Genomic DNA, 16,306 nt, shown 5'->3' on the forward strand with positions numbered 1-16,306 from the left:
TCTTAATGTACTGATTATTATCCTAGCGCTTTACCTTTAGTTTTTTAAATTTAATAAGTTTGCCGGCGAATACTGATCGGTTAATAGTGGCGATGCTGGCGGCCAATCTTGTGTCTTTGCTGTTGAGATCATTTTACGGCTAATTTCGCTGATATCGACATTAAATGGCGATAACTTCTCTTTTAACGCCTTAGCCCGCTGGGCGATAATATCAGGTTTAGGTAAGGCCTTAGCGCTGGCTAATATAATGCGATTACTGTTGTTGTTATTTTTAACATTGAAAAAGTCGCCAAAAACGGCTTTATAAGTTGCCGACTCATAGTTGTATAACTTACTTACCGAAAAGGTATTGGCCGCTACCACACCGTTTTCGCTCAGTAAGCTTTTAACTTCTTGTAAGAATTCTTGGGTCATTAAATGTTCGGGTATGTAGTCACCGTTAAAGGCATCGAGAATTATCCAATCGTATTGCTGTTTTTTTATCGCCGCACGTTTAACAAAAATGCGCCCGTCTTGTGCCACTGCGGTAATGTTTTTATTTTCAAAAAAGCTAAAATAGTTTCGTGCCACTTTAATGACTGCCGGATCTATTTCCACGTTAGTAATGCTCGCCTTCGGATAAATTTGGTGTAAGACATTTGACATGGTGCCGCCGCCTAAACCAATAATTAAAATAGCTTCAGGGTTAGGGTTAATTAATAAACTCGAAAATAACATTTTTGTATAGTTAAAAACTAAGCGTTGCGGATCGTCGACTAACATACAACTTTGTTGAGTTTTAGTAGTTTTAACATTGAATTTTAAGCAGCGTAACCCGCTATCTTCTTCGACTAATATGTTGCGATATAACGAACGCTCACTGTGAATAGTTTTGCCCATCGCTTGTGTACTTAAGGCTGAACTAATCAGAGCGTTGCTGATGATGGCGATTAGGAGGCTAGTGACTAATTTATTCATCTGCAGATCCTTGCTGATTACTAGTATGGTTATTAAGGCTGTTTTTAGACTGATTGACACGATGAAAGATCATGGCGGTAATACCCAACACAATAAGTGCGCTGCTAAACACCATAATAATATCGTTAACCTCAAACAGTAACACCAAGTAAAACGAGGTTATAATGGTGCCCAAAGCACTGCCGAGTGTTGAGACAAAGTAGAGAAAGCCAGCAACTTGGCCGCTTTTGTTTTTATCGGTCACTAACAAGCGCACCGAGTAAGGTGAAATCATACCCAATATCACGGTGGGCACAAAGAACAAGGCCATCGATGCTAATAATGAACCATAACGGGTATCTTCAATGGCAAGGAATATAGCTTCCATGATCCATTGTGAAGAAAAGGCTACCGGTAAAATAGCGATCCCCGCACAGATGAAAATTAATCCGTAACGGTGTAAAGAAGCCGCTTTGGTCGATAACTTACCACCGGCTAAATAGCCAAAAGATAAACTCAGCATAAATACTGTGATTATGCTGCCCCAAATATGGACACTACTGCCGAAAAATGGCGCTAAAATTCTGCCACCTAATAGTTCAATGCCCATAATGCAAAAGCCACTAGAGAAGGCCAGTAAATAAATCATCGGGTTTTGCCAGGCTATAGTATTGTTATTTTCATTTGTCATTTAGCTTACTACTTCAGTTATTAGCGCTGTTTTTGTCAGCATACTCATTTATCTTAAACATAACGGCGTTGAGATACTAGGCACAAAAAAGGCTTGTGATAAAAAACAAGCCTTTAAGAAAAAACATCACTATGGATGGATCTTGATGTCATGTTTTATTTAGCGCGCAATTTTTTAGCTGCTTTTTCTTTAGCTTTTCTCTCTTTAGCGAGTAAGGGTTTTAAGAATCTCGCGGTGTGAGAGCCTTTATGTTCAGCCACTTGCTCTGGTGTGCCGGTGACTAATATTTCGCCACCACCTGAACCTCCTTCCGGGCCTAAATCTATTACCCAATCTGCGGTTTTTATGACATCTAAATTATGCTCAATCACTACAATAGTATTGCCATGGTCACGTAAACGATGAATCACCTGCAACAACTGTTTAATATCGTGAAAATGTAAACCAGTGGTGGGTTCATCTAAAATGTAAAGCGTTTTACCTGTATCGCGTTTTGATAACTCTTTCGACAATTTTACCCGTTGTGCTTCACCGCCCGAAAGTGTGGTGGCTGACTGACCCAGTTTTATATAAGTGAGGCCAACATCCATCAAGGTTTGTAACTTACGTTTTATGGCTGGAATGGGTGAGAAAAACTCACAAGCATCTTCAACGGTCATATCAAGCACTTCATGAATGCTTTTGCCTTTGTATTTTACTTCTAAGGTTTCACGGTTATAACGTTTACATTTACACACGTCACAGGGTACATAAACATCGGGTAAAAAATGCATTTCAACTTTAATTAAGCCGTCACCCTGACAAGCTTCACAGCGTCCACCTTTAACATTAAAGCTAAAGCGACCGGCTTTATAACCCCGTGATCGCGACTCTTGCGTGGCGGCAAAAATATCACGAATAGCGGTAAACATACCTGTGTAAGTGGCGGCATTAGAACGTGGCGTTCTGCCAATCGGGCTTTGGTCAATATCGATGACTTTATCAAGTAAATGTAAACCCATAATTTCTTTATGGGGTGCGGGTTCTTGTGTGGTTGCACCATTTAATTCAATATGAGCAAGTTTGTACAAGGTATCGTTAATCAGCGTTGATTTTCCTGAGCCTGAAACGCCAGTAACGCAAGTCATTAAGCCATTAGGAATAACTAAATCAACATTTTTTAAGTTATTACCTGTGGCGCCTTTAAGTTCAACAACATTATTTTTGTCAAAAGGCACTCTAACCTTAGGTGTTTCAATGCGCTCCTTACCTGATAAGTATCTACCGGTAAGTGAGTCTTCACATGCTAGAATATCATCCACATTGCCTTCAGCAATAATATGACCGCCATGAACACCAGCGCCAGGGCCAATATCAATAACGTAGTCAGCGGCGCGAATCGCATCTTCGTCATGCTCTACCACGATAACGGTATTGCCTAAATCACGTAAATGGATCAGGGTTTCTAATAAACGTTCATTATCACGTTGATGCAAACCAATCGACGGCTCATCTAAAACGTACATCACCCCGACTAAACCGGCACCTATTTGGCTCGCTAAACGAATGCGTTGCGCCTCACCACCCGATAAAGTGCCTGCGGCGCGTGACAAGTTAAGGTAATTTAAACCGACATTGACCAAAAAGCCTAACCGGTCACAGACTTCTTTAAGAATTTTTTCAGCAATTTGTCCTTTTTGCCCAGTTAATTCCAGGTTCTGGAAGAACGCCAAGGCATCGGCAATGGCATATTCAGCCACATCAGTTAATGGGGTATTACCCACAAAAACATTACGCGCTTCTAAGCGCAGTCGACTACCGTTACAGTCTGGGCAACTTTGGCTATTAAGATATTTAGCTAACTCTTCACGTACCGCGTTAGATTCTGTTTCGCGGTAGCGGCGATCCATATTATTTAAAATACCTTCAAACGGATGTTTGCGAATAACAATGTCACCACGGTCATTCATGTATTTAAATTCAATTTTTTGTTTGCCGCTGCCGGTTAAAATCACTTGTTGAGTTTTTTCATCCAACTCATTGAAGGGTAAATCTAAGGGAAATTGATAATGCTCAGCTAATGCTTGCAACATTTGATAATAATAGAAATTACGCTTATCCCAACCACGAATAGCGCCACCGGCTAAGCTTAACGCTGGATTGGCAATAACACGACTCTGGTCAAAAAACTGTTGATTACCTAAGCCATCACAGGTTTGACATGCGCCTGCGGGGTTGTTGAAAGAGAACAAGCGTGGTTCTAACTCTTGCATGCTATAGCCACATTTTGCACAAGCAAAATTAGCTGAAAACACTAACTCCTCTCTTTTGGGGTCATCCATAAAGCCAATTTTCACCGTACCTGAGGTCAGTGAAAGTGCGGTTTCAAAAGATTCAGCAAGGCGCAATTGAATATCTTCACGCACTTTAAGACGGTCAACAACCACCTCAATAGTATGTTTTTTCTGTAATTCTAAGGGCGGTGGATCGGATAAATCACAAATTTCGCCATCTATTCGAGCACGAATATAGCCTTGTGCGGCAAGATTATCGAGTAACTTAACATGCTCACCTTTACGGTCTTGTAGCACGGGTGCTAAGACCATCACCTTAGTGCCTTCTTCAAGCGCTAATACCCGATCAACCATTTGTGAAATGGTTTGTGCCGCCAGCGGTTGGTGATGTGTTGGGCAACGAGGCTCACCAACACGAGCATAAAGCAGGCGTAAATAATCATATATTTCGGTGATAGTGCCGACCGTTGAACGCGGATTGTGCGAAGTCGACTTTTGCTCAATTGAAATGGCCGGAGATAAACCTTCAATGTGATCGACATCAGGTTTTTCCATTAAGGATAAAAATTGGCGCGCATAAGCAGAAAGTGACTCTACATAACGTCTTTGTCCTTCAGCGTACAAGGTATCAAAGGCTAAGGAAGATTTGCCTGAGCCGGAAAGACCGGTGATAACAATTAATTTGTCGCGAGGAATATCTACATTAATATTTTTCAAGTTATGAGTGCGAGCACCCCTGACTTCAATTTTCTTCATAATGACATGGTGACCAGTTTAGCGCCCGAGGTTTGTTGTACGAAATACCTGTATGCAAAGATCAGACTGATTGTAAATTATTTTAGGTTCTAGCAAGATTTAAATAATGATTAACGACAAAATACGACCCGAGCAAGGCTGTTTTTATAGTAAACTATCCTAAACCTTGTTTTACCCGAACATAAAGTTAGAATCGAATATTATCGCACAGTTTTTAATCTAAATTCAGCTAAAATCTCTGTTTTTGTTCATTCAAAACCCGTGTTAAGATGTATGCGTTTATATATGCCCGATCCACTTCAAGATGCAGATTTTAGCAAGTCGAGAAAGGGTATAGCTATAGCCCCTATAAATTAAGAGTTAACACCTTCATGAGTGCATCTGGTTTAAATAGTATTGAGAAGAAAGCCGCCATATCGTTAGCATCAGTATTCGGCTTACGAATGCTTGGCTTGTTTATGATCTTGCCTGTTTTTGCCATTTATGGTGAAGAACTTATTGGTTATAGCCCTATTTGGCTTGGTTTAGCGATTGGTGCCTATGGATTAACGCAGGCATTGTTGCAAATTCCCATGGGGATTTTATCGGATAAATTTGGTCGAAAACCCGTTATTTTAGTCGGATTGTTGATATTTCTTCTCGGTAGTATTGTCGCGGCGATGTCAGAAACTATTTATGGCGTGGTACTAGGTCGTGCATTGCAAGGTATGGGTGCGATAGCCAGTGCAATATTGGCCTTAGCAGCAGACTTAAGTCGTGAAGAACAACGGCCAAAAGTCATGGCGACTATAGGTATGTTTATTGGACTTTCATTTACTGTTGCGATGATTATTGGCCCAATAGTCGCGCAAGCGTTTGGTTTGAGTGGCTTGTTCTGGTTTATTGCGATATTAACCCTATTTGCCATGCTAACGATTCAATTTATTGTCCCTAATTCAATTAATACCGCCCCTAAAGGTGACAATGTTGCACTACCCTCAAAACTTGGCAGCTTGATACGTGACGGGCAATTGTCACGTTTAAATTGGGGTGTATTCATTTTACATATGGCCTTAACCGCGTGTTTTGTTACCCTACCAAAGCAATTTGTTGAGAATGGTTTGGCGCTTGAACAACATTGGCAGCTTTATTTACCGACCTTAATTGGCTCGTTTTTTCTGATGGTGCCCTTTATGATCATCGGATTGAAAAAACAAAAAGAGACGCAAATATTTAGCGCCGCAGTGGCCTTGCTAGCGATAGCCTTATTATTACTCTGGTATTTACCCACTAGTCTGACGACATTAATTGTATTGGTCATGATGTTTTTTACCGCCTTTAATTACTTAGAAGCGACCATGCCATCAATATTGTCGCGTATTGCACCTGCCGGCGTAAAAGGCAGTGTAATGGGCATTTATTCTAGTAGCCAGTTTTTAGGCGCTTTTGCTGGCGGTATTCTTGGCGGCTTTGTTGCTGGCGAATTTGGTGAGCAAACGATATTTTTAGTTACAGGTTTATTTGCGCTGGTTTGGTTGCTATTAAGTTTGGGCATGAAGCCGTTGAAAAAATCTAAGGCTTATAGTTTTGCAACCAATATTATTAGTGATGAAAAAGCGCGTGACATAGCACAACAACTCAGTGAAATGCCGGGCGTAATTGAAATTACTATCATGCATGATGAGGCTGTGGCTTATTTAAAAGTGGATGATAAAACCGCTGATCTTGCTGGTATCAAAGCACTGCTCAATCCATAGTGAGTTTGTACTTTTCAAATTAATCTCCAAGGTTATTAAGCCAAACTAAAGGGCTTTTAATTTACCATGGTGATGAAATCAACGATATTTTTATCAGCTATTTGTATACTGATTTCATCATCAAGCACTTTTCCCATCATGGCAGCGCCTATAGGCGACTGTGGCGTAATAACCACGATATTAATGGTATTACTCTGCAGCGCTAACTTGCAGCGATAACCACCAGCCGCGGGCGCAAGAAAAAACCACTGTTGTTTATCAATATCTTTTTCCAACTGCACTACTGAGCCAATGTTTATTTGTGGTTTTTTCTGTAATGCGGCCAGAGGAATACTTTGTAAGCGTTTAATCGCATAGCGAATTTCGTCCACACGTCTGGACTGGCCTTCGGCTAGGTAACTTTGCTCTATTGCTAAGGTGTCATATTGTGTTTCTGCGACCGACTGATCGTTAGTCGCCGCCTTATGGGCATTATTTGCTGCCACTAATGCCAAAACTAATTCCTGTTGCAGTTGCTCAGTGATTTGACCAATGATGCTATTTTTGTCGATGTTAATAATACCCCTCCTTATGAGTTACAGCTCAGCATACCAATGTTTACGGCACAGCATAATAATCTTTATAGCGCAGCATACTCAGTTTATATCGAAAGTAAACGAGCACTTTTTACGACAGTGAATTCAGCCAGTAATAACCCCCATCTGACAGGTGTCAAAATAAAGCTTGAGTTTTGCCTTAGTAGCAGATATTTTATACACTGGCTGGTTTGAGCAAAAAACATGAACTAGCTTTAGATATAATACCCATCGAAATAAGTCAGTAACAATATCTGGCGTGTGTGATTAAACGTAGATGCTTATTGTTGCAGACTAAACATAAGTACCTGCATTCTTGCAGGCAAAGCAAGTATGGATTATTTTGGCCACCTCAGAATGATCGATACTTTATTTCAATGGCTATAAATTAACATGACAACCACAAAAGTGACTTACTATGAATAATAATGCTGCCTTTCCACACTTATTAGCGCCATTAGATTTAGGCTTTACCTCCTTAGCTAACCGAACATTAATGGGCTCAATGCATACTGGCCTTGAAGAAGAAAAGGGTGGTTTTGATAAACTTGCAGCATTTTATCAAGCGCGCGCAAAAGGCGGTGTTGGCTTGATTGTTACCGGTGGTATTAGTCCTAACACCCGAGGTCGCTTAACACCTTTTGGTTGTGAGTTAAGTAGATTTTGGCACGTGGGTAAACACAAAAAAATTACCACAGCTGTGCATAAATACCCAACAAAAATTTGTTTGCAGTTATTACATGCCGGCAGATATTCATATCACCCGTTTAGTGTGTCAGCCAGTAAAGTAAAGTCGCCGATTAACCCCTTCACCCCAAAAGCTATGTCAGTACGCCAAATTAAAGGCACGATTAAAGACTTCGCCTATTCGGCAAAACTCGCAAAAAGAGCGGGCTATGACGGTGTTGAAATTATGGGGTCTGAAGGCTACCTGATTAATCAATTTAGCTGTGTAAAAGTCAATAAACGCACCGACGAATGGGGTGGCAGTATTGAAAACAGAATGCGTTTAGCGATTGAAACTATTCGTGCGGTGCGAGCAAGCGCTGGCGATGATTTTATTGTTATATTTCGTTTATCTATGCTCGACTTAGTTGATGGCGGCAATAGTTGGCAAGATGTTGTTACTATGGCTAAAGCAGTTGAGGCAGCAGGTGCGACCTTAATTAATACGGGTATTGGTTGGCACGAAGCACGTGTTCCTACTATTACAACCTCAGTGCCACGCGCCGCATTTACTTGGATCACCGAGCGAATGAAAAAAGAGATCAAGGTGCCTTTAATTACTACAAATCGTATTAATACTCCTGAAGTGGCAGAAAAAATATTGTCGACAGGCCAAGCCGATATGGTGTCAATGGCGCGACCATTTTTAGCCGATGAAAATTTTGTTGCTAAAGCCGCGGCCAATAAAAGTGATGAAATTAATACCTGCATTGGTTGTAACCAAGCGTGTTTAGATCACGTGTTTAATCAGCAACGTGCGTCATGTCTGGTCAACCCAACAGCCTGTTATGAAACTGAATTGACCTTTGAAAAAACTATCGCCAAGAAAAAAATTGCCGTGGTTGGCTCAGGGCCCGCAGGCTTAGCATTTAGCGTTTATGCCGCTCAACGTGGTCACAGTGTAGAGATATTTGAGCGGAGTAATGAAATTGGTGGCCAGTTTAACTACGCCAAGCAAATACCAGGTAAAGAAGAGTTTTTTGAAACCTTACGTTATTTTAACAAGCAAATTGAACTGTTAGGTATTGGCTTACATTTAAATCAAGAACAAAGCGCAGAACAGTTAATTGCGGCCGGCTTTGACGAAATAGTGTTAGCAACAGGCATTGTGGCCAGAGCGCTTGATATTAAAGGCATTGAACATGAGAAAGTTAAATCTTATATTCAAGTATTACGCGATAAAGAACCGATAGGTAAGCGTGTTGCCATAATTGGCGCAGGGGGTATTGGGTTTGATGTCGCTGAATTTTTAGTAGAAGAAGAGTCGTTGACGACAAACCCTGACAAATGGTTAAAAAGCTGGGGTATCGATAAAGAGTATCAAGAAAATGGAGGCTTATCTGGCAAACCTGTTCAAGAAGCCCCTGCTCGTGAAGTTTATTTACTCCAACGTAAAACCAGTAAAGTAGGTGGAGGTTTAGGTAAAACTTCTGGTTGGATACATCGCTCTACCTTGAAAAAAAATGGTGTGAAAATGTTAGCGGGCGTTACTTATCAAGAGGTTAATGATGAAGGTTTAGTCATTTCTGTTGATGGTGAACAGCAAACGTTAACAGTAGACCATATCATTATTTGTGCAGGGCAAGAATCTGAACGTGGTCTTTATCAAGAGTTGCAAGCGCAGGGCGTTACGGCACATTTAATTGGTGGGGCTAACATTGCCGCCGAACTTGATGCAAAACAGGCGATTAGACAAGCAGCAGAATTAGCCGCTAAAATCTAATCAAAGCGGCTTTTTAAAATGGCTCATGAATCTGAAATACCGGCTAATCACTCAGTTTATGAAATAAAATATAGCCTGGCTCTATGTTCACAACCCACTTCTTGTTAGTGTGGTTGTGAACATAAAACCTGCTCGATATTGCTGTAAATATCGACAATTTCTCACCATCAAGTTAACATGTTGCACATATAGGCATTAATATGTCTCAACTCGTAGAAGATCTTGCGGTACAATCAGGGTAGTTTACTTTGAAAAATAATACTTAGATTGAATGAATCATAATAAAACACTTAATTTAGCTACTACTCAAGCGGTCAACCGCTAATATGGTTATCGTTAACTCTACCGTTGGGATCGCCAATACCGATATAGATATTGCCCATTGCGCTGCTGATTTTAAGCAAATGCTCTTGGCTGAAATTGCCCAAGCAAAATCACGTATTTATATTTCTGCGCTTTATATTCAAGACGATGCAGCTGGCAGAGAAGTGCTGGCTGCTTTATATCAAGCGAAACAGCAGATCCCCACATTAGATATTTGTTTGTTTGTTGATTTTCATCGTGCGCAACGCGGTTTGATCGGTGAAAAAGAGTCTGGTGGTAATCGTGATCTCTATTTAGCACTTGAACAGCAACATCAAGTATCGATTAATATTTACGGTGTGCCGGTTAAACGTAAAGAATTACTCGGCGTCTTACATTTAAAAGGCATGGTGATTGATAACGTACTGCTTTACACCGGGGCTAGTATTAATGATGTGTACTTACAACAAGCGGGGCGTTATCGTCTTGACCGCTATTATCGCTTAGACAGCCAAGCGCTAGCAGATAATTTTTGCCAGTACCTGCAAGATTACTTTATTGACTCAAGTTTGGCACCACGATTAAACCACAGCGAGTTGCCAGACAGCAAAATAGTAAAACGCAACATTTTTCGTTTAACTCGATTATTAAAGTCATCTACATATCGTCCATTTAGTGCCGTTCAACGCGACTATAAAGTTGATGATATTCAAGCATCTATGTTTGTTGGTTGCGGTCGCAGAGGCAATCAACTTAATCGCGTTATTAGAGACTTAGTACGCAGTAGTCGCGATACTTTAGTTATTTTTACTCCTTATTTCAATTTGCCTAAACCCTTATTAAGAGACCTAGACGCCGCACTAAAGCGTGGTGTTAAAGTCACCTTGATCGTTGGTGATAAAAAAGCTAATGACTTTTATAACGCCGATGAAGCCACCTTCTCCACGGTTGAGGTTGTGCCTTATATTTATGAACGTTTATTAGCCACTTTCTTATCACGACGTCAAAAATACTTAGATAATGGCACTTTATCACTGAGGCTATGGCAAGATGGTAGTAACAGTTTTCATTTAAAGGGTTTGGTGGTTGATGAACGCTATCATTTGTTAACCGGCAGTAACCTAAATCCAAGAGCATGGGCGTTAGATTTGGAAAATGGCATTTTACTTGATGACGAAAAAGGTCAGCTAATGGATAAATTTAATGCTGAATTTCAACGTATTAGCCATCACACCAAAGCAGTAGGCAAGTCAGCTGATATTGATAGCGCACAAAGCTATCCCGATAAACCTCGTAAGCTACTGAAAAGACTACGTATGACACAAGTTGATCGCTTACTAAAACGCTTTTTATAAGCGCTGTTGTCTATAATTATATTAATGATCCTGCTTTGTGGCTTTATGATGGCGCAAAGCAATAGCTATTAGCTTGCTCTTTTGTTGATGAATAAATTAAACAATTACTTTTTCTATGGTTATTATTCTAATAAATCTGTTATTTAACGGTTGTTTAGGTTAATTTAGCCGTTAATTAAATTGGCATAAGATCCGTGTAGTTGTTTACACTAAACGAAATTATGGAGAAGTACCATGGCATATGATTTTGGCTCAAAAGGGTTAGGTATTGGTAACCCTTTTAAGCAGGAAGGGATGATCCGGACCATAGGAGGTGTAGCAGTTGCTAGCATAGGGTTATATAGCATATTCAATGTTACTGATATCATTGAGCAGGATATGACCAAAGCATGGATTTATGCAATTGTTGGCCTCATCTTGCTCATTGCTGGTTTTAAACGCGCAGGCAGTGGTTTATTTCAATTATTCAAGTTTTTTGTTGGCCGTTCTGTACCTACCTCGCTAGCGTATAATTTAACGAAAAGTGAAACTGAAAACGCTAATCTCGAGCGTAAAGAGAATGTTTTAGCTTATAAGTCGGCAACACTTGAATCTATGCTAATGGGGCGAAAAAATGCGACATTTACTGAACCACTAGGTTGGATGGGACGCTTTGTTCATTCAATTTTCCCAAAACTTATCTTTTTACCTTACCCTATTCGAAACATTTCCCAAGAAATTGTTTCAGTACTTGCAACGACTATTATTGCTTTTGTTGCCTTTGGTTTGACTTATTTTGTTTCTTCAAGCGGCTTGGCTGGGCAAGCAGGTCATATCATTATGCCGGTATTTTCATTGTTTATTCTCATCTACCTCATTGCAGCATGGCGAAACGCCGCTAACGCGGTAAGTTTAGACAAGGTTAAACAGCTAAACAGTGCTGGTGCCGCCAGCGTTGCAAAAATAATTACCTTTTCTATTTTATTTCCGGTCGCTATTGGTGGCGGTTATCATTATGTTAATCAAAATTTCAGTCAAGATGCTGAGTTCTATCAAGTCATTGATAAAGTAAATTTATTTTCAGCGTGGCCCAGTTTATTAACCTTACTTGCTTTAGGCGTTGTTACGGCCACTATTGTGTTTTATTTAGTCGGTACTCGGAGTAAGCAAAGCACGACAAATACTGAGGTAAGTGAGTATCGTGAAAACTTGCAAGAGTCAGTGCACCCCAATGAAATATTTATTAATATTGAAAATATTGTCTTAGCTAACCGCCGTTACAAAGAAATACCGAATCGAACCTATATGAATTTTGATCCAGTATTGGAAGAACAAAGCCAAGGCAAGGGTTCATTTTCTGGTGAATTATTAATTGAAACGCAACCTGAGTTTACCTCAACCGCGCAACCTTCAAGCTATAAAATAGCGCGTTTAATTAGCACTATTTTAGCGCAGGTATTAATTGTCATCGGAGCATTGTTGTTTTTCAGCTTTGCCGCAAAAATTTCAGCAGGTATTGAATCTTTTAAATACTTTACCAGCAATATTGATAGCGTATATCGTGCGGCAAATAATGGTCAAATTGCGCCGATACAAAACTTAATAGCTGATACCTCTGGTTTAATTATAGCGTTTGTTAGTACCTTATTTTTCTGGCAGATAGTAACTACTATTGGTCGTATGTTAGAAAATTTTTCACATATATTTTGGGCAGAATTACAGTTTGATTCATTACTCATGTATATGAAAACTGAAGGGACATTCGCCGAGTCAAAAATATCAACAGGTATGTCTATTCATGACTCTACACGCAGTGAAAACGTTATTGTTAAATCGTCGATTACGCCATGGGTTGTTAGCTCTCGTATTAGTTCCAGTACCTTTGCGACCAGTGGTGCAAGAAATGTTGAAATGCCACGCTACGTGATGTCGATGTCAAAAAATGATGACGAGTTAAAAGGTATTGTTGGGGAAATTAAGGCGTTTCTTCGTGCACGTGAAAACATTGCTGGTTTTTCAAATACCGCTGATCTGCAACATGCTGAAAACATTTTAAAAGTGAATAACGCCTCTCGTTATAATCCAAACCAAATAACTAATGCTGATGATGAAGCCGCAGGATTTTTGCGTAACGAGCAGGAAAGTGATGAAGAAGTTACCGATCAAGTTACCGATCAAAGTGCATCAGCATCAGAGAAGGTGACGTGATAGTTAGCTCAAAAAATCAGCGTACGCTAACCTTGTAAAGTATACGACTGAGTCCAAAAAAGCATAATGAATTCATTATGCTTTTTTGTAATTTTTCTTAGGTATTTTTGGAGTATTAAATTAACTTGGAGTATAAATCTGCTTTGCCGGATTAAAGCTCACCCAAGAGGTTAAGACGTATTTATTCGATGAAATAGGAATGTTGCCTCTGTGTGTATGAGTAAAGCCACATGGCGCAATAACCATACTACCCGCTTTAGGTTTAATGCTTTTATTTTGATAATAAAAATCAGTTTCACCGCCTTCTTCAACATCATTTAAATAGATTAAAAACAGTAATACCCGATGCAGTGTTTTGTTCTCACCCAGTTGTGGAAATATTTCCGAGTGCCAATAGCCATAATTACCCTTACCTTGCTCATAACGCTGGGCGTTAACCGGGGCTAAGTTAAACAAATACTTTATTAAGTTAAATAAGTTAGGTTTGCCCACTTCTTCAAAATTATTGACTGTCAATACCACAGGCTGCTTGGTTTTAGGATGCTGTACCGTTAGCGATATTCCACCAATTAAACTAAAAAAATATTTGCCAATATAATCAGTAATATGTTCGCTACAGGCCAGTAAAATTTTTTGCAATGCCGGTTGAAACTCTGCATGTTGGCCGAGATAAATATCATGGCTGAGCTTTTTAGTGGTATCAACGCCGTTACCCGTTCTGCCGAGTACTTGATGTGGGCTATTGTCAAAATCGAGCACAAATTTTTTACAAAACTCGGGGCTGAGTGCGTTAGGGTATACTTCAATAAAGTCTGTCATGGCTATTTTCTTATTACTCATCTGGCTTTAGCATACAACAAACGGCTGTTAATTTAATTACCTTGCTGAAAAATCTCTGTAGTATGTGTGGCAATGTTCATTTACTAAGCCTTGTTTTTCAATTGGTATTTCAATTGGGATTAAGCTTAATGAAATGACAATCACCCAATACCGAGATATCGATCTACTCAAGTGTTGATAGCAGCAATTAAAATAGTTAATTATTTATATAATAAAGCGATGTAGAGAGTCATTATGATTAAAGAATGTATAAGACCAAGATTTTGTGAAACGGATGGGCTAGGTCACATTAATAATACCGTGGTTGCACAATGGTTTGAGGGCGCTAGAGACCCAGTTTTCAAGTGGTTCTCACCTGATTTAAACCTAACTGACTGGAAACTGATTTTAGCGAAAACGACAGTTGAGTTTCATGCTGAGTTGCAATATGGTGCTGACGTTGAATTAAAAACCTATATTAGTCGTGTTGGTAATAGTTCATTTGATGTCTATCAAGAAGCTTGGCAGCAAGATAAAAAATGTGCATCAGGTACTGCTGTAATGGTGCATTTTGACCATAAAACTAAAAAATCACAAAAGATATTAGCACCGACAATTAGTATTATGAATGAACACTTTATTGAATAATTAGCGCTATTAATTACTTTTATATTGGTCTTTATTTTAATTAACCTCAGTTATATTTTCATAAAAAATACCGTGGATTAAGAGCAAGCAAAGTAAAGTTGCGCTCAGTTAGTGCGGTTAAGTGTATTTTTACGATGAAAATCAAAGTGCTTTAAAACTTTATCTGAGACCAGTTTACTAGCGAAAAACAGTTATACTCTGGTGGTTCGTTATTAGGGTATTAGCAATAAAGTATTTCACAAAAATAGTGCAAACCTAGCGTAATTTTTTACTCGTAGTGTTAGAATCTAGGTATTGTTATTAAAAATAAATATTCTGAGCGAGTCGACGTTTGGAAAGTACTAAATTAGTAAAGTAATACTTTACTGTAAATATAGGATTTTGTTCATGGCTGGTGTCAATAAAGTAATAATTTTAGGTAACTTAGGGAAAGACCCTGAAGTGCGTCATATGCCTAATGGTGGTGGGGTTGCTAACCTTACTATTGCAACTTCTGAAACTTGGAAAGACAAGCAAACGGGTGAACAAAAAGAAAAAACTGAATGGCACCGTGTCGTCATGTTTGGCAAGCTAGCTGAAATTGCCGGTGAATATTTAAAGAAAGGTTCTAAAGTTTATATTGAAGGCGCTTTGCAAACACGTAAGTGGCAAAACCAACAAGGCCAAGATCAATATACGACTGAAATTGTTGTTCAAGGCTTTAACGGTACGCTGCAAATGTTAGATTCCCGCGGTGGTAGCGGAGCCAGTGCAGGCGGTTTTAACCAGCAAACTCCTCAACAATCAGGTGGCTTTCAACAACAACAAGCACCACAACAAAGTGGTGGTTTTAACCAGCAAGCTGCACCTCAGCAAGCCTATAATAAACCTGCACAGCAAAGTGGTGGCTTTCAACAGCAACCAGCTCAGCAATCATCTTCACAACAGTCGGGTGGCTTCCAACAACAGTCTGCGCCGCAACAGTCTGGTGGTTTTCAGCAGCAACAGGGTGGCTCTCAACAGAATGCACCTAAAGTGAATCCACAAGAACCAACTATTGATTTTGATGACGACATTCCTTTTTAAACTGACCCATACTAAAGAGTAGTTTCTGTTAAGTTTTATATTAAAAACATAAATAAAACATAGAATTGCAATCTTAAAGCCCATAATCTTATTGTAGAGATTTTGGGTTTTTTTATACACAAATATTGGTTATATCGTATCTTGAGTTTTTGTTAACTTTAGTAGGCTTTCAATTAATACCCATTCCATTAATTAACTTCCCACTTTTATCCAGTCTCTAGAGCAAAATTTTATCACCCTAGATGTGTCTGAAATAAAAACATTCCAAGCTCGACTACATTCATCAACAATATTTTCATATCCACTAAAGCATCGGTTCGCTAATTCATTTTGTCTTAACCATTGCCATACTTGTTCAATAGGGTTTAGCTCAGGTGAGTAAAGGGGTAATTTTATGATTGATAAATTATTAAACTTCTTGGTTAAGTGGGCTTGATGCCAAGCGGCACCATCCACCACTATAACGGCGTGTCGTCCCTTTGGAACTTTTTGGGATATCAATGCTAAGTGCTT

General features: G+C 39.4%; 12 protein-coding genes. 6 read left to right on the top strand and 6 right to left on the bottom strand.

Going from position 1 to position 16,306, the window contains the following annotated elements:
• Positions 1 to 36 precede the first annotated feature (36 nt).
• The 3 genes from H4J59_RS19010 to uvrA all read right to left on the bottom strand — a co-directional run bounded on the left by H4J59_RS19010 (position 37) and on the right by uvrA (position 4,656).
• A complete protein-coding gene (locus H4J59_RS19010; RefSeq protein WP_182241537.1) occupies positions 37 to 957 on the bottom strand; it encodes a fused MFS/spermidine synthase in 921 nt (306 codons plus the stop codon).
• Positions 950 to 1,627: a fused MFS/spermidine synthase gene (locus H4J59_RS19015; protein WP_259369604.1), complete on the bottom strand. Its 678-nt coding sequence runs from the start codon at positions 1,625 to 1,627 to the stop codon at positions 950 to 952. Before H4J59_RS19015 ends, H4J59_RS19010 begins: the two co-directional genes overlap by 8 nt.
• A gap of 155 nt (positions 1,628 to 1,782) precedes the next feature.
• Positions 1,783 to 4,656: an excinuclease ABC subunit UvrA gene (gene uvrA, locus H4J59_RS19020; RefSeq protein WP_182241538.1), complete on the bottom strand. Its 2,874-nt coding sequence runs from the start codon at positions 4,654 to 4,656 to the stop codon at positions 1,783 to 1,785.
• Positions 4,657 to 5,027: 371 nt separating this feature from the next.
• Between uvrA and H4J59_RS19025 the strand changes: the two genes are divergently transcribed.
• A complete protein-coding gene (locus tag H4J59_RS19025; protein ID WP_182241539.1) occupies positions 5,028 to 6,392 on the top strand; it encodes an MFS transporter in 1,365 nt (454 codons plus the stop codon).
• A 56-nt stretch (positions 6,393 to 6,448) separates the two neighbouring features.
• Here H4J59_RS19025 and H4J59_RS19030 read toward each other — a convergent pair whose 3' ends face one another.
• Positions 6,449 to 6,877: a hypothetical protein gene (locus H4J59_RS19030; protein WP_310733225.1), complete on the bottom strand. Its 429-nt coding sequence runs from the start codon at positions 6,875 to 6,877 to the stop codon at positions 6,449 to 6,451.
• Between the two features lie 508 nt (positions 6,878 to 7,385).
• Here H4J59_RS19030 and H4J59_RS19035 point away from each other — a divergent pair.
• The 3 genes from H4J59_RS19035 to H4J59_RS19045 all read left to right on the top strand — a co-directional run bounded on the left by H4J59_RS19035 (position 7,386) and on the right by H4J59_RS19045 (position 13,261).
• Positions 7,386 to 9,416 (top strand): NADPH-dependent 2,4-dienoyl-CoA reductase, encoded by a 2,031-nt coding sequence (locus H4J59_RS19035; protein ID WP_182241540.1) that lies wholly within the window; start codon positions 7,386 to 7,388, stop codon positions 9,414 to 9,416.
• 326 nt (positions 9,417 to 9,742) lie between these two features.
• Positions 9,743 to 11,074, top strand: a complete 1,332-nt coding sequence (pssA, locus tag H4J59_RS19040) for a CDP-diacylglycerol--serine O-phosphatidyltransferase (protein ID WP_182241541.1) — start codon at positions 9,743 to 9,745, stop codon at positions 11,072 to 11,074.
• Positions 11,075 to 11,308: 234 nt separating this feature from the next.
• Positions 11,309 to 13,261 carry a hypothetical protein gene (locus H4J59_RS19045; protein ID WP_182241542.1) on the top strand — a complete coding sequence of 651 codons (1,953 nt, stop codon included), beginning with the start codon at positions 11,309 to 11,311 and terminating at the stop codon, positions 13,259 to 13,261.
• 120 nt (positions 13,262 to 13,381) lie between these two features.
• Here the strand turns inward: H4J59_RS19045 and H4J59_RS19050 are convergent, their stop codons facing one another.
• Entirely contained in the window at positions 13,382 to 14,080 is a 699-nt protein-coding gene (locus H4J59_RS19050) for a 2OG-Fe(II) oxygenase (protein WP_182241543.1), read from the bottom strand.
• 255 nt (positions 14,081 to 14,335) lie between these two features.
• Here H4J59_RS19050 and H4J59_RS19055 point away from each other — a divergent pair, with 255 nt between their 5' ends.
• Both H4J59_RS19055 and ssb read left to right on the top strand, forming a co-directional pair.
• Positions 14,336 to 14,728 (top strand): thioesterase family protein, encoded by a 393-nt coding sequence (locus H4J59_RS19055; protein ID WP_182241544.1) that lies wholly within the window; start codon positions 14,336 to 14,338, stop codon positions 14,726 to 14,728.
• A gap of 387 nt (positions 14,729 to 15,115) precedes the next feature.
• The gene (gene ssb, locus H4J59_RS19060; RefSeq protein WP_259369606.1) at positions 15,116 to 15,793 is read left to right on the top strand and encodes a single-stranded DNA-binding protein; all 678 of its coding nucleotides are present in this window, start codon (positions 15,116 to 15,118) and stop codon (positions 15,791 to 15,793) included.
• A 192-nt stretch (positions 15,794 to 15,985) separates the two neighbouring features.
• Here ssb and H4J59_RS19065 read toward each other — a convergent pair.
• Positions 15,986 to 16,306: transposase (locus tag H4J59_RS19065; protein WP_220469890.1), on the bottom strand; the 321-nt coding region annotated here is incomplete at its 5' end.

Source organism: Colwellia sp. MB02u-10, from assembly GCF_014077185.1.
Lineage (GTDB): Bacteria > Pseudomonadota > Gammaproteobacteria > Enterobacterales > Alteromonadaceae > Cognaticolwellia.